At 67.0% G+C, this 25,506-nt stretch carries 28 protein-coding genes and 1 tRNA gene; 12 read left to right on the top strand and 17 right to left on the bottom strand.

The window, feature by feature from the left end:
• Nucleotides 1-14: 14 nt before the first annotated feature.
• From SSKA14_RS04380 to SSKA14_RS04395, 4 genes are all read right to left on the bottom strand, one after another.
• Nucleotides 15-767, bottom strand: coding sequence for a pilin (locus SSKA14_RS04380; protein ID WP_008264890.1), 753 nt, complete (start codon nucleotides 765-767; stop codon nucleotides 15-17).
• A gap of 39 nt (nucleotides 768-806) precedes the next feature.
• Nucleotides 807-1,280, bottom strand: coding sequence for a DUF494 family protein (locus tag SSKA14_RS04385; protein WP_006472770.1), 474 nt, complete (start codon nucleotides 1,278-1,280; stop codon nucleotides 807-809).
• A 43-nt stretch (nucleotides 1,281-1,323) separates the two neighbouring features.
• Nucleotides 1,324-2,451 (bottom strand): DNA-processing protein DprA, encoded by a 1,128-nt coding sequence (gene dprA / locus SSKA14_RS04390; RefSeq protein ID WP_008268052.1) that lies wholly within the window; start codon nucleotides 2,449-2,451, stop codon nucleotides 1,324-1,326.
• A 130-nt stretch (nucleotides 2,452-2,581) separates the two neighbouring features.
• Entirely contained in the window at nucleotides 2,582-3,715 is a 1,134-nt protein-coding gene (locus SSKA14_RS04395; protein WP_008266069.1) for a LysM peptidoglycan-binding domain-containing protein, read from the bottom strand.
• Nucleotides 3,716-3,841: 126 nt separating this feature from the next.
• On the opposite strand from SSKA14_RS04395, the gene def reads away from it, so the two are divergent.
• From def to SSKA14_RS04420, 5 genes are all read left to right on the top strand, one after another.
• Nucleotides 3,842-4,354: a peptide deformylase gene (def, locus tag SSKA14_RS04400; RefSeq protein WP_008267110.1), complete on the top strand. Its 513-nt coding sequence runs from the start codon at nucleotides 3,842-3,844 to the stop codon at nucleotides 4,352-4,354.
• Between the two features lie 120 nt (nucleotides 4,355-4,474).
• Nucleotides 4,475-5,398, top strand: coding sequence for a methionyl-tRNA formyltransferase (gene fmt / locus SSKA14_RS04405; RefSeq protein ID WP_008266183.1), 924 nt, complete (start codon nucleotides 4,475-4,477; stop codon nucleotides 5,396-5,398).
• A 3-nt stretch (nucleotides 5,399-5,401) separates the two neighbouring features.
• Nucleotides 5,402-6,733, top strand: a complete 1,332-nt coding sequence (gene rsmB, locus SSKA14_RS04410; protein WP_008268814.1) for a 16S rRNA (cytosine(967)-C(5))-methyltransferase RsmB — start codon at nucleotides 5,402-5,404, stop codon at nucleotides 6,731-6,733.
• Nucleotides 6,734-6,756: 23 nt separating this feature from the next.
• Nucleotides 6,757-8,466, top strand: coding sequence for a glycosyltransferase family 39 protein (locus SSKA14_RS04415; RefSeq protein WP_008268228.1), 1,710 nt, complete (start codon nucleotides 6,757-6,759; stop codon nucleotides 8,464-8,466).
• Between the two features lie 158 nt (nucleotides 8,467-8,624).
• Nucleotides 8,625-9,881, top strand: a complete 1,257-nt coding sequence (locus SSKA14_RS04420; protein WP_050413331.1) for an O-antigen ligase — start codon at nucleotides 8,625-8,627, stop codon at nucleotides 9,879-9,881.
• Between the two features lie 27 nt (nucleotides 9,882-9,908).
• On the opposite strand, the gene SSKA14_RS04425 is transcribed toward SSKA14_RS04420, so the two are convergent.
• A complete protein-coding gene (locus SSKA14_RS04425; RefSeq protein ID WP_008268536.1) occupies nucleotides 9,909-10,715 on the bottom strand; it encodes a glycosyltransferase family 2 protein in 807 nt (268 codons plus the stop codon).
• Here SSKA14_RS04425 and SSKA14_RS04430 point away from each other — a divergent pair.
• The gene (locus SSKA14_RS04430; RefSeq protein WP_008266086.1) at nucleotides 10,714-11,772 is read left to right on the top strand and encodes a CDP-glycerol glycerophosphotransferase family protein; all 1,059 of its coding nucleotides are present in this window, start codon (nucleotides 10,714-10,716) and stop codon (nucleotides 11,770-11,772) included. The two genes, SSKA14_RS04425 and SSKA14_RS04430, sit on opposite strands and share 2 nt — an antisense overlap.
• Nucleotides 11,773-11,848: 76 nt before the next feature.
• On the opposite strand, the gene SSKA14_RS04435 is transcribed toward SSKA14_RS04430, so the two are convergent.
• The 4 genes from SSKA14_RS04435 to SSKA14_RS04450 form a co-directional block, all read right to left on the bottom strand.
• The gene (locus tag SSKA14_RS04435) at nucleotides 11,849-13,387 is read right to left on the bottom strand and encodes a PH domain-containing protein (RefSeq protein WP_008268762.1); all 1,539 of its coding nucleotides are present in this window, start codon (nucleotides 13,385-13,387) and stop codon (nucleotides 11,849-11,851) included.
• On the bottom strand, nucleotides 13,384-13,884 hold the full coding sequence (locus SSKA14_RS04440) for a PH domain-containing protein (protein ID WP_008268436.1): 501 nt from the start codon (nucleotides 13,882-13,884) through the stop codon (nucleotides 13,384-13,386). The genes SSKA14_RS04435 and SSKA14_RS04440 overlap by 4 nt, the downstream gene beginning before the upstream one ends.
• Before the next feature lie 75 nt (nucleotides 13,885-13,959).
• Nucleotides 13,960-15,093, bottom strand: coding sequence for a GTP cyclohydrolase II RibA (gene ribA, locus SSKA14_RS04445; RefSeq protein WP_040007000.1), 1,134 nt, complete (start codon nucleotides 15,091-15,093; stop codon nucleotides 13,960-13,962).
• 102 nt (nucleotides 15,094-15,195) lie between these two features.
• Entirely contained in the window at nucleotides 15,196-16,116 is a 921-nt protein-coding gene (locus SSKA14_RS04450; RefSeq protein WP_008267479.1) for a lauroyl acyltransferase, read from the bottom strand.
• A 62-nt stretch (nucleotides 16,117-16,178) separates the two neighbouring features.
• Here SSKA14_RS04450 and dtd point away from each other — a divergent pair, with 62 nt between their 5' ends.
• From dtd to SSKA14_RS04470, 4 genes are all read left to right on the top strand, one after another.
• Nucleotides 16,179-16,619, top strand: coding sequence for a D-aminoacyl-tRNA deacylase (gene dtd / locus SSKA14_RS04455; protein ID WP_008265680.1), 441 nt, complete (start codon nucleotides 16,179-16,181; stop codon nucleotides 16,617-16,619).
• Between the two features lie 90 nt (nucleotides 16,620-16,709).
• Nucleotides 16,710-18,563: an RNA polymerase sigma factor RpoD gene (gene rpoD, locus SSKA14_RS04460; protein ID WP_008265787.1), complete on the top strand. Its 1,854-nt coding sequence runs from the start codon at nucleotides 16,710-16,712 to the stop codon at nucleotides 18,561-18,563.
• A 266-nt stretch (nucleotides 18,564-18,829) separates the two neighbouring features.
• Nucleotides 18,830-19,141, top strand: a complete 312-nt coding sequence (locus SSKA14_RS04465; RefSeq protein WP_040007002.1) for a hypothetical protein — start codon at nucleotides 18,830-18,832, stop codon at nucleotides 19,139-19,141.
• Nucleotides 19,142-19,181: 40 nt separating this feature from the next.
• A tRNA-Ile gene (locus SSKA14_RS04470) sits at nucleotides 19,182-19,257 on the top strand.
• 77 nt (nucleotides 19,258-19,334) lie between these two features.
• Here the strand turns inward: SSKA14_RS04470 and SSKA14_RS04475 are convergent.
• Genes SSKA14_RS04475 through SSKA14_RS04490 form a run of 4 tightly spaced genes read right to left on the bottom strand, consistent with a single transcriptional unit; the run spans nucleotide 19,335 to nucleotide 20,731 of the window.
• Complete coding sequence (locus SSKA14_RS04475) at nucleotides 19,335-19,589, bottom strand: AlpA family phage regulatory protein (protein WP_008265763.1); 255 nt, start codon at nucleotides 19,587-19,589, stop codon at nucleotides 19,335-19,337.
• Nucleotides 19,576-19,986 (bottom strand): hypothetical protein, encoded by a 411-nt coding sequence (locus SSKA14_RS04480; protein WP_040007003.1) that lies wholly within the window; start codon nucleotides 19,984-19,986, stop codon nucleotides 19,576-19,578. The genes SSKA14_RS04475 and SSKA14_RS04480 overlap by 14 nt, the downstream gene beginning before the upstream one ends.
• Nucleotides 19,983-20,555 (bottom strand): hypothetical protein, encoded by a 573-nt coding sequence (locus tag SSKA14_RS04485; RefSeq protein WP_040007005.1) that lies wholly within the window; start codon nucleotides 20,553-20,555, stop codon nucleotides 19,983-19,985. Before SSKA14_RS04485 ends, SSKA14_RS04480 begins: the two co-directional genes overlap by 4 nt.
• Nucleotides 20,552-20,731 carry a hypothetical protein gene (locus SSKA14_RS04490; protein ID WP_008268485.1) on the bottom strand — a complete coding sequence of 60 codons (180 nt, stop codon included), beginning with the start codon at nucleotides 20,729-20,731 and terminating at the stop codon, nucleotides 20,552-20,554. Before SSKA14_RS04490 ends, SSKA14_RS04485 begins: the two co-directional genes overlap by 4 nt.
• A gap of 290 nt (nucleotides 20,732-21,021) precedes the next feature.
• On the opposite strand from SSKA14_RS04490, the gene SSKA14_RS23735 reads away from it, so the two are divergent.
• The gene (locus tag SSKA14_RS23735; RefSeq protein ID WP_157635907.1) at nucleotides 21,022-21,849 is read left to right on the top strand and encodes a hypothetical protein; all 828 of its coding nucleotides are present in this window, start codon (nucleotides 21,022-21,024) and stop codon (nucleotides 21,847-21,849) included.
• Nucleotides 21,850-21,866: 17 nt separating this feature from the next.
• Here the strand turns inward: SSKA14_RS23735 and SSKA14_RS04500 are convergent, their stop codons facing one another.
• Nucleotides 21,867-23,834 carry a DNA cytosine methyltransferase gene (locus tag SSKA14_RS04500; RefSeq protein WP_050413333.1) on the bottom strand — a complete coding sequence of 656 codons (1,968 nt, stop codon included), beginning with the start codon at nucleotides 23,832-23,834 and terminating at the stop codon, nucleotides 21,867-21,869.
• Here SSKA14_RS04500 and SSKA14_RS23740 point away from each other — a divergent pair.
• Nucleotides 23,833-24,159: a hypothetical protein gene (locus SSKA14_RS23740; protein WP_157635908.1), complete on the top strand. Its 327-nt coding sequence runs from the start codon at nucleotides 23,833-23,835 to the stop codon at nucleotides 24,157-24,159. The genes SSKA14_RS04500 and SSKA14_RS23740 overlap by 2 nt on opposite strands.
• 26 nt (nucleotides 24,160-24,185) lie before the next feature.
• Here SSKA14_RS23740 and SSKA14_RS23745 read toward each other — a convergent pair whose 3' ends face one another.
• From SSKA14_RS23745 to SSKA14_RS04510, 3 genes are read right to left on the bottom strand one after another with little or no spacing between them, the layout of a single operon-like run.
• Complete coding sequence (locus SSKA14_RS23745; RefSeq protein ID WP_008267118.1) at nucleotides 24,186-24,356, bottom strand: hypothetical protein; 171 nt, start codon at nucleotides 24,354-24,356, stop codon at nucleotides 24,186-24,188.
• On the bottom strand, nucleotides 24,349-25,002 hold the full coding sequence (locus SSKA14_RS04505; RefSeq protein WP_040007008.1) for a hypothetical protein: 654 nt from the start codon (nucleotides 25,000-25,002) through the stop codon (nucleotides 24,349-24,351). The genes SSKA14_RS23745 and SSKA14_RS04505 overlap by 8 nt, the downstream gene beginning before the upstream one ends.
• On the bottom strand, nucleotides 24,999-25,499 hold the full coding sequence (locus tag SSKA14_RS04510; protein ID WP_008265697.1) for a hypothetical protein: 501 nt from the start codon (nucleotides 25,497-25,499) through the stop codon (nucleotides 24,999-25,001). The genes SSKA14_RS04505 and SSKA14_RS04510 overlap by 4 nt, the downstream gene beginning before the upstream one ends.
• Between the last annotated feature and the right edge of the window lie 7 nt (nucleotides 25,500-25,506).

Consider the following 25,506-nt stretch of genomic DNA (forward strand, 5'->3'; position numbering starts at 1 on the left):
GGTACGCGCGCGGCTCAGCCGCGGCACGACGGCGGCAGGTACTTGTCGTCGCTTGCGCCGCTGCATTCCCAGCGGCCGCTGTCGCGGTCGTATTCCAGCCACAGCAGGTCTCCGTCGATGCTCTTGCCCGGCATCGACAGCGTTGCTTCGACGCCACAGTGGCCGTTGTTGAAGCGGCCGATGTTCACCGCCGACAGGCCGGCCTGGGTGAAGTCGCCCGGGGCCGGGAAGCCGGCATCGTTGGCGCCCGGGCAGCGTCCTTCGTCGTCGGCGAAGTGCTGCACCTGGTCCTTCAGCGGCTGCAGCGCGTTCACCGCGCTGGAGACCTTGGCGCGCACCGTGTAGTCGCTATAGGCGGGCAGGGCGATGGCAGCGAGGATGGCCACGATCGGCACCAGCACCAGCAGCAGAGCGCCCGCGATGATTGCAGTGAGGGCGCAGCCGGACAGCTTCTTCTTCGGCGGCGGCACGACGCCCGCCGGTGCGCTGGTGGAATATGGTGTGGACGGTGGCAGCACCGGTGGCTGCGGCGGCGGCGGTGCCACCGGTTCCGGCTCGGCGTCGACGATCGGCGCAGAAGCGTCCAGTGCCGGCACGATCAGGCCGAGTTCGTCGACGACGGTGCGCAACGGCTGCCATTGCGGCAGACCGTCGCGCCACACCAGGGTGTCCAGGGAGATCTGGTTGTTGCGGAACAACTCAACCAACTGTTCCGCCGGCAGCGGGCCTTGCTGCCGGTTGCCTTCTGCGTGGAACCACTCGCTCACGGGGACGCTCCTGAATGCGCTATGCCCCCAAGTGTACGGTCAGTGCAGGGGTTCTGGCTCGTCCATGAACATCTGCGTCTCCATCCAGGCATAGGCCGCTTCGGAGCCGGGCTGGTTGAACAGCACCATCAGCACGACCCACTTCAGGTCGTCCAGGTCCAGTTCGTCCTGGTCCAGGGCCATCGCCCGGTCCAGGACCAGCTCGCGCTGGTCGGCATCGAGGATGCCGTGCTGTTCCAGATACAGCAGGAAACCGCGGCATTCCACGTCCAGCTTGTCCAGCTCGGGGCCGTGGTAGACGCGCACGGGGCCGTCGACCCGGGCCTGGGACATGCTCGGCCGTTGTGCGGCCAGGGCATCGAGCCAGTCGAATGCCTTGTTGATCTCGGTAGGGCTGAAACCGGCCTGGATCAGGCCGTTCTGAAGCGAATCGCGGTCACGGATCAGGTCCGCATCTTCGCTGAAATAGTGTTCAAACAGGTACAGCAGTACGTCCAGGATGCTCTCTTTCATTGCCCCTCGGCCTGCGTCGCGCGACGCTGTGGAGGTGAAGAAACTAGGGAGTTCGACAGTAGCGGCCGTGTACGCACACCACGATTCCCGCCAGTTCCATGGCCAGCAGCATGGAGGACACCTGGGGCGCCGTCAATCCACAGCGCGTGATCAGTGAATCCATACCACTTGGGTTGTGGTCCAGGGCCCGCCACAAGCACTGGTAGTCAGGGTCGTCGGCCCAGCGCGCCGGCAGGAGCGCCGGCGGTGCCTGTTCAGTGGGGGTGCCCAGCCGCGATTGCAAGCCCGGCAGCTGCTGGCGCAGCGCGGGGGCCAGCAGCTCCAGCACCTCCTCGGGGCGTTCGACCAGCGCGGCGCCTTCACGGATGAGCCGGTGGCAGCCCGCCGCCCGTGGATTGAGCACTGAACCGGGCAGCGCGCAGACCTCGCGACCGGCCTCCGCGGCCAGGCGCGCGGTGATCAGCGCTCCCGAGCGCTGGGCGGCCTCGACCACCACCGTGGCCAGGGCCAGCCCGGCCACCAGCCGGTTGCGGGCCGGGAAGTGTCCGGGACGGGCCGCGGTGCCCGGAAGGTATTCGCTGAGCACGGCGCCCTCGGTGGCGATCCTGGCCTGCAGCCGGGCATGACTGTCCGGGTAGGCGCGATCAGGGCCGGTACCGATCACGGCCAGGGTACAGCCAGCGGCCTCCAGGGTTGCCAGGTGGGCGGCTGCATCGATGCCGGCGGCCAGCCCGCTGGTCACCGCCAGCCCGGCCTCGACGAAGCAGCTGGCAAAGCGGGCCGCCAGCGCGCGTCCACCCGGCGTTGGCGAGCGGCTGCCGACCAGGGCCACGGAGGGGCGCCAGGCCAGGCTGGGGTCACCGGCCACGAACAGGGCCAGCGGCGGGTTGGGTACCTCCAGCAAGGGAGGAGGAAATGCCGGGTCGGTGAAGGCCAGCACGTGGTGGTGGTCGTCTTCCAGCCAGCGCTGCGCGGCTGCCCATGCTCGGGCATCAGGGCGTTCCAGCGCGACGCACTGCTCCGGTGTGCAGCCGTGTGCACGCCAGTTCGCGATGCCTTGCGCGATGGCCGCGTCCGCGCAGCCCGCGTTCTGCAGCAATGCCCGTCGCGGCGCCAGTGCGCCCCCTGCCATCACCAGGCGCAGCAGCGCCTCATCAGCTTGCTTGGTCATTCCCCACTATCGACCGCATGCAACAAAGGCGCCCTCGGGCGCCTTCGCATGTACGTGTCAGGTTTTGCCGGAGGTGTCTGCCGGCCAGCGGCCGGCACTACCTGGGGTGGCCGGGGCAGCCCGGCAACCGTTATTTCGCGTCCGGGTGCAGCGCGTTGTAGCCCACCCGCACCGGCTTCACGCCCTGCATCACCAGCGCGTAGCTGACGTTGTCGAAGGTGCGGAACACCATCGCGTGCGCCGCGTACTCCTCCGGCAGCGCAACCCGGCCGACACTGCCGCTGAGCGCATCGTCCATGCGCGACGACGTCGGGTACTTGAGGCGGTTGGCCACATGACGACCCTGCCGCCACAGCGAGAACACGGTGCCATTGTCCACGCCCTGGGCGCGGCCGGCCGAAATCGCGATCACGTCGCGCGGGCCGCCGGCGGTGAACATGTCGGTCACCGCGAGCACGCGCACGTCCACGCCTTCCACGCCTGCGGCCGGCACATGCGGCACGAACTGCAGGTCGTAGGGACGGGCCTCGACCGGGACCAGGCGGTCTCCGACACGGACTTCGCGGCCGCCCGTGCTCTTGTCCAGCGCCAGCGTGGAGGCCCCGGCCTTGCCGTCGGCAACCCGGGTGATGGTGCCGGTGGCGAGCTGGGCCAGTTCATAGCCCAGCACCCCGCGGCGCGCGTTGGGTGCGTTGTAGGCCTTCCACAGGTTGCCGCTGCCCGGGGTGACGTCGCCGTTGGCGTTCAGGTCTTCGCTCGGCTTGGGCTGGGCGTAGCGCACGGTCGGGCGGACCACGGCCCAGCGCTGTCCGAGCTGGGCATCGGCCAGGTTCACGTAGGCGGCATCGCCACCGGACACGCGCAGGCGGTTGTCTTCCAGGCCGACCACCTGGGGCAGCTGCTCGATGCTGTCGACCACGCTCAGCTGCTTCAGGAACGGCTCGACCTGGGCCAGTGGAATGGCATCGATCGGGGCGTCCTGGCGCGGGCCGGGCTGGGCCGCCACGGTCACCCGGTCCAGATAGGCCAGGCTGAGCACGTCACCGGGATAGATCAGGTGCGGATTGGCGATCTGCGGATTGGCCTGCCAGATCTCCGGCCACAGCCACGGCTTCTGCAGGAAACGTGCGGCGATATCCCACAACGTATCCCCTTTTCGGACCACATAGGTGTCCGGGTGCCCGCCATTCACTTCCACGGCGGTAGCATAGGCAGCCACGGCCAGCATCGCCGCGGCGACGACCGTACGAAAACGAAGCAACATAGGTGTGAAGCCCTGATTCCCCAACAGGTCCGCGCACTATAGTCCAGAAACCGGGGCGCAAGGCAAGCGTTGGAGCTAGAATCTGCGACGTATGCCGGCGTGCCGGCCCCCTATCCGGAAACAGCCATGGCCCTTCTCCCCATTCTCGAGTTCCCCGATCCGCGCCTGCGTACCAAGGCTGCGTTGATCGAAGCCGCCGAAGTCACCACGCCGGCCTTCCAGGAACTGATCGACAACATGTTCCTGACCATGTACGACGCGCCGGGCATCGGCCTGGCCGCCACCCAGGTAGACGTGCACAAGCGCTTCATGGTCATCGACGTCAGCGAAGAAAAGAATGAACCGCATGTGTTCATCAACCCGGAAATCGTCGCCAAGGACGGGGGCCGGGTGTACCAGGAAGGCTGCCTGTCGGTGCCGGGCATCTTCGCCGACGTGACCCGCGCCGACACCATCACCGTGAAGTACCTGGACCGTAATGGCCAGGAACAGCAGCTGGAAGCCGGCGAAGTGCTGGCGACCTGCATCCAGCACGAGATGGATCACCTGGATGGCAAGCTGTTCATCGACTATCTGTCGCCGCTCAAGCGCGAGATGGTGCGCAAGAAGCTGGCCAAGCAGCGCAAGCACGTGGCGTGATCGCCCATCCGGGCCACCCCTCGGGTGGCCCGTGCCTGCGCGATGCGCGCGGGCTGTACGGCGCCGGCCGACGGCGCCGTTTTCTTTCCTGCACGAATCCATCCTGCAAGTGGGGTAGCCATGAGGATTGTCTTTGCCGGTACGCCGGAATTCGCGGTGTCATCGCTGCGCGCGGCTGCGCGCCATCACGAGGTCGTGGCCGTCTACACCCAGCCTGATCGACCGGCCGGTCGTGGCCGTGGCCTGGCGCCGTCGCCGGTCAAGCTCGAAGCCGTGGCCCGTGGCATCCCGGTCTACCAGCCCGAATCGCTGAAGGGCGACGCTGCCCAGCAGCAGCTGCGCGACCTGCAGCCGGACCTGATGGTGGTGGTGGCCTACGGCCTGATCCTGCCCAAGGCCGTGCTGGCCATTCCGACCCATGGCTGCTGGAACGTGCACGCCTCGCTGCTGCCGCGCTGGCGCGGTGCCGCGCCGATCCAGCGTGCGATCCAGGCTGGCGACGCCAAGACCGGCGTGTGCCTGATGCAGATGGAAGCCGGCCTGGATACCGGCCCGGTGCTGCTGCACCAGGAGCTGCCGATTGCCGTTACCGATACCGGCGGCCAGCTGCACGACAAGCTGGCCGAACTGGGCGCGCAGGTGCTGTCCGATGGCCTGGGCCTGCTGCGTGCCGGCATCAAGCCGATCGCGCGGCCGCAGCCGGAGCAGGGCGTGACCTACGCGCACAAGCTGGACAAGGCCGAAGCGAAGCTGGACTGGGCGCAGGATGCCGCTGCGCTGGCGCGCACCGTGCGCGCGTTCAATCCGTGGCCGATCGCCGAGGCGACGCTGGCCGGCGAGCGCGTGCGCATCCATGGCGCGGTGGCGCTGGATGAGGCCCACGGCCAGGCGCCGGGCACGGTGCTGGCCGCCGGCCGCGACGGCATCGACATCGCCTGTGGCCAGGGTGTGCTGCGCCTGCGCGTACTGCAGCGCGAAGGCGGCAAGGCGATCACCGCCGCCGACTACCTCAACGCTCGCCGCGACCTGCGCGTGGGGGCATAAGCGGTGTCGAAGCAGAACGATTTCTCCATCGCCAAGGCGGCGCCGGGCGCGGCCACGCGCATGCTGGCCGCACGCGTGCTGGCGCAGGTATTCACCCGTGGCCGTTCGCTGAAGGCCGAACTGGCCTGGGCGTTGCCGAAGCTGGCCGACAGCCGTGACCGCGCGCTGCTGGAGGCACTGTGTTTCGCCGTCCTGCGCCGCCGCAGCACCTATGACGCCGCGTTGCAGTCGTGGATGCAGAAGCCGCTCTCGGCGCGTGATGCCGACCTGCGCACCCTGCTGATGGTCGGCTTCGCCCAGCTGGATGTGCTGGAACTGCCGGCGCATGCCGCACTGTCGGCCACGGTCGATGCTGCCCGTGCACTGGGCCGCGAACGGCAGGCTGGCCTGGTCAACGCGATCCTGCGCCGCGCGCAGCGCGAAGGGTTCCCGGAGCAGCCCGCGCGCGATGCCTTCCCGGAATGGCTGGCCGAGGCGATCGAACGGGATTGGCCGGCGCAGGCCGAAGCAGTGTTCAACGAAAGCCTGCAGCCTGCGCCGCTGTGGCTGCGCGCCAACCGCCAGCACGGTGGCCGCGACAAAGCCCTGGCAGCGCTGGCTGAAGCCGGCATTGCCGCAGAAACCAGTGCGCTCAGTCCCGATGCGTTGCGCCTGGCGGCACCGGTGGCGGTGAACCAGCTGCCCGGCTTCGCCGAGGGTGCGCTGTCGGTGCAGGACCTGTCGGCACAGTGTGCGGCGGATGCACTGGCGCCCGCCGCCGGCTCGCGCGTGCTGGATGCCTGCGCAGCGCCCGGCGGCAAATCGGCGCACCTGCTCGAACGCGACCCGAGCCTGCGACTGCTGGCGCTGGATATCGACGCCCGGCGCCTGGCGCGCGCCCGTGACACCTATGCCCGTACCGGCGTCGGCGAACATGCGCAGACCCTGGTGGCCGATGCCAGCGATCCCGGTTCCTGGTGGGACGGCGTGCCGTTCGACGCGATCCTGCTGGATGCACCGTGTTCGGCCACCGGCGTGATCCGCCGCCAGCCGGACGTCATGTTCCACCGCCGTGCCGAGGACATCGATGCGCTGGTGGGAGTGCAAGCGCGCCTGCTGGAGGCCTGCTGGTCGATGTTGCGCCCGGGCGGCGTGCTGCTGTATGCGACCTGCTCGATCCTGCGTGCCGAGAACATCGACCAGGTGCGCGCGTTTCTCAAGTGGCATCCGGATGCCGAGGCGCAGCCGCTGGGCGACGCATTCGGCGTGGATTGCGAAGGCGTGGCGCGCCAGCGTCTGCCAGGTGACAACGATGCTGACGGTTTCTTCTACGCGCGTCTGATAAAAGCAGGCTGATCCCCGCTGCCGTTTCGAGTCCCATGCTGAAAACCCACGCGTCGCGACAGACGTGGCTGTTGGTGGTGATGGCCCTGCTGGTGCTGGGGGCCGGCCTCGGCCTCCGCGATCCATGGCCGTCGGACGAGCCGCGTTTCGCGCTGGTGGCCAAGCAGATGGTCGACAGCGGCTACTGGTTGTTCCCGCATCGTGGGCCCGAGCTTTACTCGGACAAGCCTCCCATGCTGATGTGGTGGCAGGCCACGCTGTACGGCCTGGTCGGCCACTGGCGCGTGGCCTTCCTGCTGCCTTCGCTGCTGGCAGCGCTCGGCACGCTGTGGTGCGTGGTGGATCTTGGCCGGCGCCTGTGGACACGGCGGGTCGGGCTGTATGCCGGCTGGGCGCTCCTGTTCGCGCTGCAGTTCACCTTCCAGGCGAAGAAGGCGCAGATCGACCCGCTGCTGCTGCTGTTCATCACGCTGGCCAACTATGGCCTGCTGCGCCACCTGTTGCTGGGCCCCGCCTGGCGCTGGTGGTGGCTGGGCTGGTTCTTCGCTGGCATCGGAGTGATCACCAAGGGCGTGGGCATGCTGGCGCTGCTGATGATCGTGCCAGCGGCGATCGCAGCGGCACTGCGATGGCCACGGGTAGGCCTGCACGCGCGCGACGTGCGTTTCTGGGCGGCGCCGCTGGCCTTCCTGCTGGCGGTATCGTTGTGGCTGGCACCGATGCTGCTGGCCGGCCTGGCCACCGGCTCGGACGAGTACCGGGCCTACATGGACGACATCCTGTTCCAGCAGACCGCACGGCGCTACATGCAGTCCTGGGATCATCACCAGCCAGGGTGGTACTTCCTGGCGATCATGCCGTCGATGTGGCTTCCCGCCTTCCTGCTGCTGCCCTGGGCGCTGCCTGCCTGGTGGCGTCGGCTGCGCCGCCGCGACCCGCGTTACCTGCTGCCGCTGGCCTGGTGGCTGCTGGTGGTGCTGTTCTTCTCGATTCCTGACGGCAAGCGCGATGTGTACATCCTGCCGGCGTTGCCGATGTTCTGCCTGGCATTGGCACCGTTGTTGCCGGGGTTGCTGAAGCGGCGCGATGTGCAGGCCGTGGCGGGGCTGTTCACCGGGGTGTTGTCGCTGGGCCTGGCACTGGCCGGCGCGTTGGCAGTGCTGGGCGACCCGGCCTTTGAGCTGCGCCTGACCCACAGCCGCGGACTGCCCCCCGGGGCTGTCGACGCACTGGCCTGGACGATCCTGGCGATGGGTCTATGGGGCGGACTGAGCCTGTTGGTCTGCGGCCGTCGCAGGCACCATGCGCTGGTGTCGACGTTGGCGATGGTCTGGCTGCTCTACAGCCTGGTCGGCTATCCACTGTTGAACGATTCCAGCTCCGCCCGTGGGCTGATGCGCACCGTCGGAAGTCGTATCGGCCCTGATGCGGAGCTGGGGCTGGTGGCCTGGAAGGAGCAGCATCTGTTGCTGGCCGACCGCCCTGCAGCGACCTTCGGTTTCCGGGTGCCGTGGGACGAGCAGCTGGTCGCCGCCACGCGCTGGCAGCGGCTGGTGCCCGCGCGCCGTTGGCTGCTGGTCAACGAGAACGCAATGCTGTCATGCGTCGACCGCAGCCGCTCCGAACTGGCCGGCGTGGCCAACCGGCGGCGCTGGTGGCTGGTGCCCGCAGCGGCGGTGACGGTGCCCTGCGTGGTCACCGCAGAGGAACGCGAACGTGGGAGGCGTCTGCAGGAACATGACTGACTGCCACGATTCCCGCTTGTCCGGTCTGCCCAAGCAGGGCCAAAGGCAGTAAAGTGAAATGGCAGGCTGGGACGGCCCCTGTCGGGGCATTCCTGTTCTTTCAGTAGATTGCAGCGATACTTCCTGACGTGCCAGCCTCAGCGGACAATCTGAACCCCATGGCCGGCGATCCGCTGGGCGTCCCCGTCGGTGGACGGCACGGAGTGGCACATGCACTGGCCCAGCTGGGCCTGTTCTGCCTGCCGGCACTTGTGTTGACCGTGCCGATCAACCTGTTGCCCTATGGTCTGCTGCTGCTGCTCAGCACTCTGCTGGCGCCGGAGCTGCTGTGGCGCGCGCGCGGCATGGCCGGTCAGCCGGTGAAGGTGCTGGCCTGGCTGATGCTGGCGGTGCTGGCCTTGGGCTTACTGTCGGTGCTGCTGTTCGAGCAGGGGCTGCGCGACGTCGACAACCGCTCGCGGTTCGTAGTGATCCCGTGGATCGCGCTCTGGGTCTGCGCGCTGCGTCCAAACCTGCGCTGGCTCTGGTACGGCGCGCTGGCCGGCCTGCTTGTCACCTTCGGGATGTCGCTGTGGCAGGTGCTGCGCGGGGCTCCGCGCGCGGAGCTGTTCACCAACGCCATCGTGCTGGCCGACATCGTGATGGTGCTGATGGTGCTGCTGGTGTTCTGCCGTCCATCACGCCGCTGGTCGCTGGTGATCCTCGGCATGGCTGCCGGCTGCGGCACCATCGTGCTGACCGGCAGCCGTGGCGTGTTTGCCGCGTTGCTGGCGCTGCTGGTGGTACTGGCGCTGAGCCTGCGCTGGCGTACCGGCGTGGCACGGCTGTCGGTGCTGGCTGGCATGCTGGCGATCGGTGCGACCCTGCTGCTGTCGGTGCCTGAGCTGCGCCATCAGGTCCGCCTCAGCGAGCTGCACAGCGATGTGCAGCGGTTGGAGCAGGGCGACAGTGATTCGTCCGCCGGTGCCCGGGTGGAGCGCCTCAAGGTGGCCTGGGAGACCTTCCTCGACCATCCGCTGGTGGGTGTCGGCATCGGTCATTTCGACAGTGCAATGCAGCGCGTGCCGGTCTGTCGCGAGAACCCGGGTGAGGCGCGCTGCCACCTTGGGCATGCGCACAACGACGTGGCCGAATGGGCCGCAACCCAGGGAGTGCCTGGCCTGGCACTGCTGCTGGCGGTGTACGGCATCCCGTTGTGGCTGTTCGTGCGCCTGCACCGTCGCAGTGGACGGGTGACCTTCCGTGGGCCGGCCGCGGCCGGCGTCATGCTGGTGATCACCTATGCGTTGTGCGGCCTGACCCAGTCGATGTTCGCCCACCAGATGACGGCCAGTTTCTACGTGACCCTGGTCGGCCTGCTGACCGGCCTGTCGATTCTCGAAGGTGCGCGCCACCGGGCGATCATGGGGTCGTGATGCTGTGGCGCTGGCACGGCCCGGCGATCAACGGTCCGGGGGATCCGCAACGGCCTGGCCGTTGCCCAGCATCCACAGCATGATGGTCTTCTGCCGCACGTAGTTGGCACGCACATAGGCGTAGACCAGGCCGTGCCAGCCGTCGCGGAAGCCACCGCGGAACAGGAAGCCACGCCAGAATCGCCAGGCCGGGGCCAGCACCAGCTTGCCGAGCGTGGCCCGCTTGCCGCGTGCGAACTCGTGCTCGGCCATCATCCGGGCGTACTTTTCCGTCTTCGCCAGCTGCTGCTGCAGTGAGCGGTACGGGTAGTGGATCAGGTCCCCGTGCAGGGTGCCGACGCTGCCGTCAACGCTGGCCGCCTCGTGGATCTCGCGCTTGCCGCGCCAACCGCCGCGGCGGCGATCAAACAAGCGCATCACCCGGTCGGGGTAGGCATTGCCATGGCGCAGGAACCTGCCGAAGTACTCCGACAGGCGCGCGAAGCGGTAGCCGGCGTGGCCGGCGAAGCCGCCGTCGCGGGCCTGCTCGATGGCCGTGCGCAGTTCCGGGCTGATGCGCTCATCGGCGTCCAGGCACAGCACCCAGTCATGGCTGGCCTGCTCGACGCAGAACGCCTTCTGGCTGCGGAACCCCTCGAACCGCCGCTGCAGCACGCGGGCGCCGGCGGCCTCGGCAAGGGCCACGGTGGCATCGGTGGACTGCGAATCCACCACCACGATTTCATCGCAGAAGGCCAGCGAGGCCAGGCAGTCGCCGATGCGCCCGGCCTCGTTGAACGCGATAATGCACGCCGAGATGCGAGGCCGTTCGATGGGAGCGGTCGTGGAGGACATGATGGCCGGGTACCTGTTGTTTGCGACGGAGCGCTATGCGCTGCCTATTCTCGCCCCGTTGGCGCAGGCCTTGCACGCGTCCGGGCAGGACGTGGCCGCCTGGTTCGAGGGCGGCGCGGCCGGCAGCAGCCTGTCCGGGGTCCCCAACATCGGCCTGAAGCAGGCCCTGGCGATGCGCCCGCGCGCGGTGTTCAGCGCCGCCAACTGGGTGCCGACCTTCCTGTCCGGCGCCAAGGTGCAGCTGTTCCATGGCTTCAACGTGGAGAAGCGCGACAGCGCCCGCGGCCACTTCCGGGTGCGCGGCATGTTCGACCTGTACTGCACGCAGGGCCCGGCCACCACCGTGCCGTTCCGCGAGATCGCGGCCCAGCAGGGCCACTTCGCGGTGGCCGAGACCGGTTGGCCGAAGCTGGACCCACTGTTCCGCGACGATGGCGGCGAGGGTGCCGCGCTGCGCGCGCCGGCCGCTGGCCGCCCGGTGATCCTGTTCGGTTCGACCTTCACCGAGCGGTTGAGCGCGGCCCCGCACCTGCATGCGCAGATCGCAGCCGACATCGCCGCCGGCGACCGCTACTGGCTGCTGACGCTGCACCCGAAGTGCGCGCCGGAACTGTTCGAGCGTTACCGCGCGCTGGCCGGTGCCAATGCCCGCTTCATCGAGCCGGAACAGGTGATGGCCGCGCAGCGTGCCGCCGACGTGCTGGTGTCGGATACCTCGTCGATCGTTTCGGAGTTCATTGTCCAGCACAAACCGGTGGTGACCTTCCGCAATCGCGTGCCCAAGCCGCACATGATCGATTTCGATGACCCGGCACAGCTGCCGGCGATGCTGCAACGCGCGCTGCACCCGGATGCCGCGCTGCAGGCGGAGATCGTGCGATACGCCGATGCCATCCATCCGTACCGCGATGGCCGCTCCAGCGAGCGGGTGATCGCCGCGACCGAGGATTTCCTGTCCGGCGAAATGGGCGCGCTGCGGCGCAAGCCGTTCGGCACCTGGCTGCGCGACCTGCAGATCCGCAAGGACCTGGGCTACTGGGGCCCGTCGCGGAGGTGAGGTAGTGCCGGCCGTTGGCCGGCAAGCCCGGGCACGTCTGTGATTGCCGGCCAGCGGCCGGCACTACCTGCATGGCTCACCAGCGCAGCTTGCGCCGTGCCAGTGCCGCCGCCAGCTGTTCCATCACCCGTTGTGCCTGTTCGTGTGGCAGGTAATGCAGGGTCAGTGCCACATCACCATGCGCACCGGCGGTATCCAGCTGCAGGCTGCTGGTGCCGAGCAGCTTGTCCAGCGGCGAGCGCTGCAGGCGCAGGCCCTGCACCTTGTCCAGCTCGGCCCAGCGCCACCAGCGCTTCCACCAGCCGCCGCGTACCGCCACGAAGTGATCGTCCAGGTACCAGCCCATGCGTGCCATCTGCCGACGCGCGATCAGCAGTGCCATCGGCATCCAGGCCAGCACCACCAATCCCCATGATCCCCATCGCCAGTACGCGGCCGCCGCCAGCAACGGCGCCAGCAGCAGTGCACCCAGGCACAGCCGCCACCAACCGCGCTGCGGAATGGACTGCCACTGTACCGGCGGCCATTGCAGCTGCGGCAGCAGGTGCTGCACCAGCTGCTCGCAACGCGTGCGTGGAGCCAGCGGCGCCAGTTCGCGCAGGGCACGGTCCTCATCGCGCGAAGGCCCGCCGGCGGCGCTGTCGATGCGCAGCTGGCGCAGCCCGAACCAGCGATGCAGGGTGCTTTCGCGCAGGGTCCAGGCCTGGATGCGGCGACGCGCCACGCTGCTGCGGGTGCGGCTGAGCAGGCCGGCCGAGACGGTCAGGCGGCGCTCCTGCTCGCTGAGCGTGAAGCCGTGGTAGCGCAGCAGGGTCAGCACCACCGACAGCACGCGCAGCGCCAGCCAGCCCAGCAGGAGCGCAGTGCCCGCCAGAAGGAACGCGCCGGCCACGCCCGGGTGCAGGTGGCTGGCGTAGCCGAACGCCTCGCGGCCACCGCGCTGGAGGGCGTCATCCATCACCGGCCGTGGCACGGTCTGGAACAGCACGCCGACGGCGGCGATCGCCAGCGCCCAGCCACGGTTGGACAGCAGGCCCATGCGCACCACGTCCCAGCTGGACAGGCGCAGCAGCACGTGTTCATTGCCGGTGTCGGCGATGTCGGCCACCGCAACCGCTTCGCTGGCCTGCGGCGCTTGCCCGCGCTGGCGCACCAGCCGCTCCAGGGCCAAGGCCTGGTCCAGCTTCAGCACCCGCATTTCCGCCTCCGGGCGCGCGCCACCGGCCGACTCCAGGCGCAGCTCGGCCACGCCGAACAGGCGGTGCAGCGGGTTCTGCCGCACTTCCACGTTGTGGATGCGGGCAAACGGGATCTCGCGGCGGTTGCGCGCAAGCAGGCCGCTGCGCACGGTGATCGCATCGTTGCCGATGCGGTAGCGGTAGCTCAGGTACTGCAGCACCGAGACCAGCACCAGGACAGCAATGGCCGACAACGGGATCAGCTGGGCCCACATCGGATCGCGGTCGCCGCGCTGGCCGAATACCAGCAGCGCGATTAGCGGCAGGAAGTAGTGGCGCAGCTGCATCAGCAGCACGAACAGCCACGACCACGGATGCAGGCGATGGTCTTCGCCGCCGTCGGGCAGCGATGCGGGCAGGGGCGGCGGCAGGCTCACAGGGCGTCAGCGTCCTGGTCGAGCTGGTGCGAAAGGGTGTCGCGCAGGCGTTCGGCGTCGGCCTCGTCCAGGCCGCTGACGGTCACCGCGCTCATGCGGGTGCCGGCGGTGTGCACGATCAGCGTGGCCAGGCCGGCGCGGCGCTCCAGCGGCCCCCGGCGCAGGTCCAGGTGCTGCACGCGCGAAATGGGAATGCGGGTTTCCAGCTGCCACATCAGGTCGCGGCGCAGGCCCAGGCCCTGTGCATCCAGCCGCCAGCGCGTGCGGACCAGCCGACGATGGCCCAGCCACGCACCGAAGGCGATGCCGATCAGCAAGCCGAGGGCTGCAGTCCACAGCCCGCCGGGCAGATCGAAGAACCACGCCGCCGCCGCCAGCGGCAGGCCCGGCACGAACAGGCCGCCGAAGGCGCCTTCCAGTGCGGCCAGGCGGACCGCGCGTTGCGGTAGTACCTGCCAGTCGGAGGCGGGGGATGCAGGAATCGAGGCGTCGGTCACGCGGGCTCCGTCAGGCAGCAGGGCGGGCGGTGGCGGCCATGGCCGCACCGCGCAGACGGTAGCAGGTCGGCCGCGTTACTGGGCAGCCTGGATCAGCGCGTCCACGTCCAGCATGTGCCCCGCACGGTCGGCCTTGGTGCGCAGGTAGTGCTCGTTCTCGGCGGTGATCTCGCCGGTGACCGGAATGCAGTCCAGCACTTCGATGCCGGCATTGCGCAGGCGCTGCGCCTTGGTCGGGTTGTTGCTGAGCAGGGCCACGCGCGAGATGCCCAGGCCGTGCAGCATCGCCACCGCGCTGCCGTAGCGGCGTTCGTCGGCGCCGAAGCCCAGCTGCGCATCGGCATCGATGGTGTCCAGGCCATCGTGCTGGTAGCCGTAGGCACGCATCTTGGCCGCGATGCCGGTACCGCGGCCTTCCTGGTCCAGGTACAGCAGCACGCCGCCACCCAGTTCCTTCAGCTTGCGCAGGCCACGCCGCAGCTGGTCGCCGCAGTCGCACTTGAGTGAACCGAACAGGTCGCCGGTCAGGCACGAGGAATGCACGCGCACCGGCACCACCGCCGACAGGTCCGGCTCGCCGACGATGATCGCGACCTGGTCGCGCTGCGCCACGCCGCCGCGGAACACCGCGAAGATGGTCATGCCAACGTCGCGCAGCGGGACCGGCGAGCGGGCCACCAGTTCGTAATCGTGGGCCGCATGGGCCGCGCCCTCGGCGAGGTCGCACAGGGCGACTTCGGCGGCACCGTCGAAGGTGGCGTCACCTGCGTCCAGGCGCACGGCCACCATCGCCGGCAGCAGCAGGCCCAGGCGTGCCAGTTCAACCGCGCCGGCATCGAAGGCGTCACCGGCGCTCCAGCCCTCCGGCATCGGGCCGGGCTCGCGCAGGTAGCCCAGCGAAGGCAGGGCATCGAAGGCGATGCCGGCCAGCGGCAGGCGTGCGCCTTCCGGAGCGTCCACGCCGAGCACGCGGGCGCGGGTGGCGGTCAGGAACAGGTAGTGGCGCTCGCGCGCGGCGCTGGCGAAGGCGGCAAAGCTGCTGGCGGTGGCGCTGTCCAGCGCGATCACTGCCAGGCGTTGGCCCTGGCCATCGTGCAGCAGGACCGGGCGACCGGCGCGCAGTTCGGCCACCGCGCGTTCGCAGCGGATCGCGGCCGGATCGCCGAACAGGGAAGAAGCAGGCATGGCAGGACCGGGGGAGGCGGACATCGCAGTCTCTATGGGGGCGCCGGCGTCGTATTCAACGTGGTGCGGCCGCCGGTCGCAGGGACCGGTCGGGGCTCGGTGCGGCGGCGGTCAGTGCGGCGGCCGCTAGTGGGGATGCTCTTCGGTGGCGTAGGGATCTTCCTCGCCGCTGCCCGCCGGTCGCAGCGTATAGCGCTTGTACGTCCACTGGTACTGTGCGGGGTCGCGGCGGGCGATGCGTTCGATGCCGGCATTGAGCGCGGTGGCCGCCACCTGCGGGTCCGGGTCGGCCACCGCCGGGTCGGTCGGCTCGATGTGCAGGGCGAATTCCATGTCCGGCCCGATCCGCTCGCACCAGCCATACAGCACGGTGGCACCGGTGCGCTCGGCCAGGCGGTTGACCAGGGTCATGGTCAGCGCCTGCACGCCGAAGAACGGCACGAACACACCGTCGCCGGCCTTGGGCTGCTGGTCGGGCAGGATGCCGGTGGCACCGCCGTCCTTGAGCACCTTGAACAGCTGCCGCACGGCCGGGCCCTCGGCGCGCACCTGCTGCACGTTCTGGCCGCCGCGCACGATCTGCAGGAAAGCGTCGCTGGCCTCGTCCTCCGGCGGCTTGTAGACGATGGCGATCTGCCCGCGCGAGGCCAGCCACTGGTTCAGCAGCTCCCAGTTGCCGAAGTGCGGCGCAGCCACGATCACGCCCTTGCCGCTGGCCAGCGCCGCGTCGTACAGCGCTTCGCCATGGCGCTGCTTCAGGTGCAGGCGCAGGTTGTCGGCCGGCTTCTGGCTCCACAGGCGCAGGGTCTCGATGGCCTGCAGCGCGGTGGAGCGCAGCAGCTCTCGGTGCAGGCGGTCGCGCGCGGCGGCATCCAGTTCGGGGTAGGCCAGTTCCAGGTTGCGCCGGGTGACGCGGCTCTCACGGGCGTTGAGACTGATCCACGCCCACGCCAGGGCGCGCGCGGCGCCCCGCAGCAGCGGCCAGGGCAGGCGGGCGAACAGGGTGGTGGCGCGGTAGACCAGCCGGGCTTTGCGTTGCGGATTCATCGGCGCCAGTTTAGCCAAGGGCGCTGCTATCGTGGCCGGCCCTGTTCATTCGGAAGCCCGCGATGCTCGTCCTGATCCAACGTGTCAGCCAGGCCGCCGTGCATGTCGACGACGAAGCGGTCGGGCAGATCGGCCCCGGCCTGCTGGCGCTGGTCGGCATGGAGCCCGGCGATACCGAGGCCCAGCTGCGGCGGATGGCCGAGCGCCTGCTGGGCTACCGGGTGTTCGCCGACGAGGCCGGGAAGATGAACCGGTCGCTGCGTGATACCGGCGGCGGCCTGCTGCTGGTCAGCCAGTTCACCCTGGCCGCCGACACCCGCTCGGGCATGCGGCCGAGCTTCACCAGCGCGGCGCCGCCAGACGAGGCTGAACGCGGGTTCAATCGATTTGTCGGGATCTGTCGTGAAAATCACGCGCCGGGGGTGGAAACGGGCCGATTTGGTGCCCATATGGTCGTCAGCCTGGTCAATGACGGTCCCGTGACCTTCCTTCTCAGGCCCTGAGCCTGCGGGACCACCGCCCGGCAGGCGGGGCCCCGGGCTGGTATAATGCTACGTTCCCTATTTCTCCCTAGCCGGTGGCGCGAGCACTACATGGCCAACGAACGTCCTGCCCAATCCGAAATCAAGCAACTGATCAGCAAGGGCCTGGAACAGGGCTACCTGACCTACGCCGAAGTCAATGACCATCTGCCGGACGACATGGTCGACCCGGAACAGATCGAAGACATCATCGGCATGATCAACGGCATGGGCATCGATGTCCATGAAGTTGCGCCGGATGTGGAAACCCTGCTTCTCAACGACGGCAACACGGGTAACCGCGAAGTCGATGACACCGCGGCCGAAGAAGCCGCCGCCGCGCTGAGCGCGCTCGACACCGAAGGTGGCCGTACCACCGACCCGGTGCGCATGTACATGCGCGAAATGGGCACCGTCGAGCTGCTGACCCGCGAAGGCGAAATCGCCATTGCCAAGCGCATCGAGGAAGGCCTTTCGCAGGTGCAGGCCGCCTTGGGCCAGTTCCCGGTGTCGGTCGAGTCGCTGCTGAACGACTATGAAGCCCACAAGGAAGGCAAGAAGCGCCTGGCCGAAGTGATCGTCGGCTTCAACGACCTTACGGACGAAGCCCCGGCTCCGGCCGCGGCTGCCGCTGATGACAGCGACGATGCCGACGCCGATGGCGACGAGGACGAGGACGATGATGTCGAGGGTGGCGAGGAAGAAGCCGCACCGACCGGTCCGGATCCGGAGGAAGTCGCCGCGCGCATGCAGGCGCTGAGCGATGCCTTCACTGCCTTCAAGAAGGCGGCGACCAAGGGTGACAAGAAGAACCTGCCGCGCCTGCGCGAAGAGATGTCGGCGGTGTTCGTCACCCTGAAGCTGCCGCTGCCGCTGACCGACGTGCTGACCAAGCAGCTGCGCGACACCATGGCCGACATCAAGTCGCATGAGCGCCGCGTGCTGAACCTGGCCACCGTTACCGCCCGCATGCCGCGCAAGGACTTCATCCGTTCCTGGGAAGGCAACCAGACCAACCTGGAATGGGTGGAAGACGCACTGAAGCGCAAGCAGAAGTGGTCTTCGGCACTGCGCGAAGTGAAGGACCAGATCATCGCCGAACAGCAGGCGACGATCGACATCGAGAAGCTGACCCAGCTGGACCTGGAAGAGCTGAAGGAAATCAGCCGTGCCATGGCCTACGGTGAAGCCAAGGCGCGCAAGGCCAAGAAGGAAATGGTCGAGGCCAACCTGCGCCTGGTGATCTCGATCGCCAAGAAGTACACCAACCGCGGCCTGCAGTTCCTCGACCTGATCCAGGAAGGCAACATCGGCCTGATGAAGGCCGTGGACAAGTTCGAGTACCGCCGCGGTTACAAGTTCTCGACCTACGCCACCTGGTGGATCCGCCAGGCGATCACCCGCTCGATTGCCGACCAGGCACGCACCATCCGTATTCCGGTGCACATGATCGAGACGATCAACAAGTTGAACCGCATTTCCCGCCAGATGCTCCAGCAGTACGGCCGCGAGGCCACGCCGGAGGAGCTGGCCAAGGAAATGGACATGCCGGAAGACAAGATCCGCAAGGTGATGAAGATCGCCAAGGAGCCGATCTCGATGGAAACCCCGATCGGCGACGACGAGGATTCCCATCTGGGCGACTTCATCGAGGACACCAACGTGGAGTCCCCGATCGAGAACACCACCAACATCAACCTGTCTGAAACCGTGCGCGACGTGCTGGCCGGCCTCACCCCGAGGGAAGCCAAGGTGCTGCGCATGCGCTTCGGCATCGACATGAACACCGACCACACGCTGGAAGAGGTCGGCAAGCAGTTCGACGTGACCCGCGAGCGCATCCGCCAGATCGAAGCGAAGGCCTTGCGCAAGCTGCGTCACCCGAGCCGCTCGGAGCAGCTGCGCAGCTTCCTGGATATCGATTGATTTCCAGCGGCTGTTGAAGCGTTGAGAGAAACCCCGCCTGGTGCGGGGTTTTTCTTTGGTGGGCAACGGGACATGCCCGACGGGTCTTGCCGATGTCGCATCTGCCGTTTGAATTCTTACTGCGACGGTCGCACGCTGACCGCGCAGATGCTCAACACATCCCGTAGGCGGGCCGGTCATCACCGGCGCCGATGCAAGCGCGCGGCAGGTCACGTGCAACTCGCACGGCCTGCGGCATTGATTCGTCATGCATCTGGAGTCACGCCATGAATGATGTGGAGCACGATTTGCCTGAGCCCGTACGAGCCGATTTCCCACCACTGCTGGACTGGGATGAGGTGATGCGGGATGAGTGCGAGGATCGGTTGGGGTTTGCACGCCGTACGACATACGCGCTGCTGACGCTGTCGGAGGCCGGATTGCTTGCCGGCTTCAGTGGCGACAACCAACAGGGACTGGAGGAAGTCAGAAGGATGGTCGCGTTGTTCCAGGCATACCTGAGGCGGCAGGTAGGGCTCGCGGAGGCAGCGGATAGGCGGCTGGGGCGTATTTCGGAGGCGCTTGCCGCCGCCGGGTAGCCGATCGAGCGCGGCCTCCACTACACTGTGACGCTGCGCAGGGCCTATAGCTCAACGGTTAGAGCAGGGGACTCATAATCCCTTGGTTTCAGGTTCGAATCCTGATGGGCCCACCATCGAATCAGGCACTTAGGATCATCCGCAGTGCCTTCTTCGTCAAGCCAGCGCGACCCGGTGACCGCTCGGTGACCGTTTACGCTCCGCTGCTGTCGCAGTTGGCAGCCGGCTGCCCCACATCCTCGGGCGTCCACTGCGGAGCGCTCCTGCGTGCGCGGATCCAACGCTGAATGTCGCTCTGGTACCAGCGAGTGCCGCCGCCGACCTTGTGCTTGGGCGGGAAAGTGCCCCTGTCCATCTCGCGGTAGATGTAGCTCTTCTTCATTCCGGTCTGGGCTTCGACCTGCTCGAGCTTCAGCAGGACTTCGGGGATGTTCTCAGCTGCGCCCATCTCGGGCCTCCGTTACTTCATTGGTGGGCGCCGGCAGCAGCGCGGTCTGCGAATCCGACCGTGCCGTGGTCACACGGATTGCGATCTGTGTCAGGTCCATGGTGGGGTCATCGAAGAGGGCGAGGCCGATCTGGGCCGTCAGCCGTTGGGTCGCTGTCGCCGCCACTGGCGCCGGCATGTCGATGGTGGCGAGGGCGTATGCGCGCCAGGCGTCGCACGCGGCCCGCAGCTGCGGCTCGCCGGCAAACGTGAAGGTCAATGCGCGGCCGGCGCCGCTGGCGGGATGCGTGCTGGTCAGCGCGGTTTCGAGCGCTGCTGCAACCGCAATGGCCGCGCGCTGCTGGTTGACCAGTGCTGACCGGTCATCTGCGGCGGCGATGATGTGCTTGACGTTCAAGGCGATTTCTCCTTCGTATGCTCTTCGATCGACCTACGCAGCTGTGAAATTCTGAAGTCCCATTCGTCTCTCTCCCGCTTGCTTTCACGCTTCAATGCTCGCTCCAGACGGTCGAGCACTGGGAGCACCCAAGAGGGATTGAACGGCTGGGGTTTCACTGCGATGGGCACCGGCGGCTTGGGCGGGTTGCAGTAGGGATCGGCCCAATCGAAGGGGTCGTTACAGACGATGCAGTGGGTTCGGTCCGCCGACCAGATGTGATCCCGATTTTCCCCAGCCCTGCGGATTTCGTGAAGCAAGGGCTGGGTATAGAGAGCCCGGACCAGTTCGCCGGCTGCAAGGGCGCGGTACCACTGCTTTTCATCGATCTGAAACCAGAATGATCCTCCCCATTGCTCGAGCCTGACGGCCCGTTGCTGGCCAAACAAGCTAATCAATACGGTCGCCCACCGATTCACCTGAGAGGCCGGCACGGGCTCACCAGCGCGGGCCGCGGTGCGCATTTCGCGCACGGCGTCGCTCGCAGTGGGCGGGGGTGCTTTGGTGATTGGCGAAGCGTCTCCGCTCATGCGCCGCCCTCGAGCAGCATCTTGGGATCGATGTTCCAGCCGGCCTCACGTGCAGCACGCAGGCGCAGCTCGTTGGCATCGAACTCGTCTAGCTGCAGGGGGGCGATGGCACCCTCCACCTGGTGTGGCTGCAGTGGGCGGGAGATCTTGCCGAACGCGCGCCAAACGCTGAACACTTGGCAGCCGCAAGCCGGTGCAAGGCAGGCAAGTTGCTTGCCTTGCTCGCGGCAGTGGCGCCGAATCATGTCGCGTGCTGTCACGTGCGCGGGCACGGGGCCGCGCGAAGTAGCCCTGGCGGCTGAGACCTTCGCACCGGTTCTCATGCCACGGTCACGCGAAAAGAAGGAGTGGGCTCAGGCGCGAATGTTGAAGCGTGCTGAGGGTAGGGATAATCCGATTGCATTAGGCCGCTCGGGCGTTTAAGAATTGTGAAAGTCGAATAGAAGCTTGCGCAGCGGGGGAGCGTATGGATTTCGCGTTCAACACCATTACAGGTCAGAAGCACATTGCCGTGGAATTCGCGCTTCTGCCCGCAGACCAGATTCAAGCGCTTCGTCATAATTTCATCTGCTCCGAATGCAAGGAGCCTGGTTACTACCGAAAGGCCTCTGTGTCCGGTCGAAGTCCCTGCTTCGGAGCAAGACACCTCGACAATTGCCAGCTGGCGGTTCGATCGGATGACCCTTGGGGGGAGGCCGGGGACGACCTCGTGCAACGGCTTGAAGCGGATAACACTAAAATCGTTTTGGGAATGAGTGCGGACGATGGCGATGCGAATCGAGCAGGTGCTGCAGGAGACCATCAGGAGCGAGGCGGTGGAGGTAGGCGATTTGCCGGCGGAGGGGAATCTGCAAAGACGAAGATTCAGCGCAATGCAGACAAACTGCTGGAATGGTTGTATGCAGCTCCATCCTTCAAAACGAGCAATCTGGTGATTGCTACGCCCGGTGGTGATCTTCCGGTCAACGAGTTCTTTGTGGAGATATCCAAAGCGGATAGCCGCAAGCACGTGGGTGAGTTTCGAGGCTACTGGGGCGAATTGACTCGAACCAATCGTTACTACAGCACCCAGGTCTTCAACGGTGCTCCAAAGCCGGCGCTGGGCTTTGAAATCCTGCCTCCTCTCGCGAAGAAGATCGAGACGAGGTACCAGCTTGGAGGAATTACCGAGCTCGTTGGTAGAAAAGTTCTGTTCATAGGAAGAGCGCGCGAAACCCAGAACGGATCCTTCATGATGGACGTTTCGGGCATGAGCTATGTGGGGGTCCTTCCCACAGACTTTCAGATTGGGTAGTCCTTCACAAAAGTAGGTCATGCTGCCACCGCCATGTCGGCCGGCACCCGGTCAAGGTTCGCCTCGGCCAGGGCCCGCAGCGGTGGCGGGCTCACACTGTTGCCGACCATGCGCACGGCGGCGCTGGTGCTGAGCAGCGTGCCGTTGGCCGTGCGATCGATGATGTATCCGGGTGGGAATCCTTGGGCGCGGTACAGCTCGTGAGGCTTGAGCATGCGCAGGCCGATATCCACGATGACGTAGGGGACGTCTTGGATGACGACGGTTACCAGCGCCAGGCGGTCCTTGGTGGTGATGGTGTCCAGCGGGTCGCGCGCATCGACGGCGATCCCGCTGGCGTAGTACTTCACCAAGAATGCAGCCACGCGCAGCGCACCGGCTTCCTGCTCAGGGCTCAGGGTGCATTCGACCTCGGCGAAGCGCGTAGCGCCGGCAAGGATGGTGGGCAGGGGCTCACGCAGGTCGTTGCCAACGACGTTCTGTGCCATTGCGGTCAGGTGTGCAGCGACCAGACGCTGTTGGCTGCCGCTGGCGGTAATCGTGCTGACCGGGTCGCGCGCGTCGTTGCCGGCGCCCTGATAGAACCCACCGTTCGCCTGCTCAAGGAATGCCGTTGCCACGCCGAGCGCGTGCGCAGCCCCCGCAGGTCGCGCGGCACCAGCACCTGACGTGATGGTAGGCACCGGCTCGGTGACGGCCGTACCGACGCTGTCTCCCCGGAACTTCACTAGGTGCGGCGCAACCAGCGCGGTGTCTGCTTTGGTCGTCATGGTGTAGAGCGGTTCGCCGCCTGAGCGAGGTTCGGACTGACCGGCCCGACCGCCGACACCGGCCAGGATGGGTGTCACGACAGAGAAGTGGCCACCCTTCACCCCAGCGCATACGGTGGGCAGCGGCCCGTCCGCCGCCATCGTCCGCTGGCGGCTCGCGTTTGCATGCTCGGTGAGGAACGGCGCCAGCTTCGGTGCGGCCAGCATCAGCTCGCCGCGGTTGGCGGCGGTGATAGTGCGCATGGGGTCGCGCACGTCGTGTACGCGGTCGCCGCCCTGGTGCGTCACCGGCACGATAAAGGGATCTGCCGAGTTGACGACGTGGCGCATGACGCCCTTCGCGATGCGGCGCATGGTGGCATCGGCCAGCGGTCGGGCACGGGTAAAGATGGACGGGCACGGAATTGAGAAGTCCAGGGAATCGGCTGCTGTCACGCACGGTTGCTGCTCAGGGGATTTCCCGTGGGTAGGCGCCGGCCACACAACAGGCTCGCCGTCTCGCCTCGCGCAGAGGAACAAGCGTTCACGGCTGGTGCCGGCGCCAAAGTCGCTGGCCACCATCTTGCGCCACTCCACCACATAGCCAAGCGCACGCAGCGCGGCGACGAATTGCTGCCAGGTGCGTCCGCTATGGCGCTTGTCCGGCACCAGCTGCTGGTTCTCGACCGGCACGCGCTCGCCGCGCGCTGCAACGGTTCCGTCCATCTTGATGACACGTCCGGTGACCTTGCAGCGCTTGGCCACCAGCGGACCCCAGGTCAGGATCTGCCAAACGTTCTCCATGGAAATGATGCGCGGCGCGGTGTTGGTGCCGTGTAGGCGATCAGCGCGCAGCAGCTGGCCCACCCACTTCAACACCACCCACGACAGGGCGCGGGTCTTGCGGCTGCGCGGCTGGCCGCCCTTGGCCTGGCTGAAGTGCGTGCAGTCGGGCGAGGCATGGAACCAACCGATGGGACGGCCGGCCACATCCACGCGAGGGTCTGCGTGCCAGATGTCCTCGCGGTGGTGCTGGGTCAGCGGGTGGTTGGCGGCGTGCATGCCGATCGCCAGCTCGTCGTGGTTGTAGGCCAGGGCGGGATCGATGCCCAGGGCCTGCTTGAGCCCTTCCGATGCGCCACCGCCGCCGGCGAATAGATCCACAACGATCTCGCCTGGGCGCAGTCGCGAGCGCTGCGGCATTGGGAAGTTGAAGGCGCGAGAGCCGTCAGCCATGTCCCTGACTCCTGCACAAACCATAACAGCACGAGCCCATCAACTTGCAATTCCTTATATGAGGTTCAACATGGATGTCATCTTCCGAGCAGCAGGTGTACTGATGGATATGGCAGCGACTAAACACGTGTTTAATGCTCATGGGCGTGCCTATGTGATTGAGGTGATTCCACGTGGGCTTGGCGGTCGGTTTAGCGCCGTTGTCCACGCTCCTGATGGTGCGTCTCGGCCGGTTCGCGACTCGACGCAAGGCGTCGCGTTCGCTAGTGCAGAAGCGGCGCTGGCTGCCGGCCAGGCATTCGTTCTCAGGAACAGCGCGCTTTAACGAAGTGGGGGCGCGGTGCGTGAGGCTCATTTGCCCACCGCCTGGCTGTCTGCCTGTCCCTTGTTCTCCGCGTAGTGCGGCATGTTGTTGTAGCCGCAGTCGTTGCATTCCCAGCCCGTGTCGAGGCTGGGCGATCCGCAGCGCAGGCAGCGCAGGTCGTCGTCATCCACGCCGCCGATATGCAGTTGCTCAACCACGGTTCACCTCCGCGCCATCAATGACAGCCAGCAGGCGGTTACGTTCTGCGTCCGCCTCGGCAATGCGCACATCAGCCATAGACGTCTTGCGCGCTTCGGAGACTTTCAGGAAGAACTGTGCGTGCACAGCCTCCCGGAACTGCCCCAGGTCCACGGCCTGCGCGGGCGGGGCCGCGTAGAGCGGCTTGGTGTACTTGCCGATTGGCTTCTCCCACAGACACAGGTTGACTACATCAACATGCCGTCCGCTGACACTGGGCAGCAAGAAATCGGCGTCAGGGTCCATATAGCCGACGATCTCCCCCACCGTCTGGCTGGCGGCGAGGGCGTCTTTCCGCACTCGAAGATCAAATCTCCAGCCGTTAATGATCGCTCCACAAAATCCAATCAGCTCCTCACGGCTGAATGACCATCCGGCGTATGGGCCACCGTCCCCATACTCGCCAGCTTCGCCCTCAACCATGTTTGCAAAGTCGTCAGCGCTCATGCCCGCTCCCTGACCACCCGGGGAGGGCTGGGCGGAGAGGGCAGCAATCGCTGCGTCGAGCGCTGCAGTGCGTGACGGGATGCCGGCTTCAGTGAACCGGGCGTGCATCTCCTGCAGCACCAGAACATGCGCAATGCGCTGCAGATCTTTGCCGGTCATGGGGCAACCTCCGGCGTGGTGCCCGGAAGCAGGTTCACTTCAGTGATTCCCATGACCACCAGCTCGCGAACCGCCTTGTCGCGCATGGCCATGGCCGTCTCGCTGAGCGCGCGCGCGCTGTCAGCCAGTTCCATATATCCCTTGCGCAGGTGAGCCGCGGCATGGCCGGGAATCGTCGCCAGCACTGGGCCGTGCCGGCGCTGGGCTTCGGCCTGGCACTGGCTCAGAAGTTCAGCCAGTACCGGCGCGCGTGCAGCTGCAGCTTCGCCATTCAGCGCAATATCCAGCTGCTGCACCAGGTGGGCGTGGGCCTCCTGCTCAAGCGAGAGCATTGCGTCCTGGCTGACCAGCGGTGTTGCTGCGGCCAGACCGGCACGGATGGCATCGGCATAGCCCTTTTGGGAGCCATGGGATGCGTAGGCAGCGCGGAATGCTTCGACCGCGCTGTCGGGAATGGGGTGCGGCGCTGGCGAGGCGCTGGGCTGAGGCTGTTTCATCGGGAGT

The organism is Stenotrophomonas sp. SKA14, assembly GCF_000158575.1.
Lineage (GTDB): Bacteria > Pseudomonadota > Gammaproteobacteria > Xanthomonadales > Xanthomonadaceae > Stenotrophomonas > Stenotrophomonas forensis.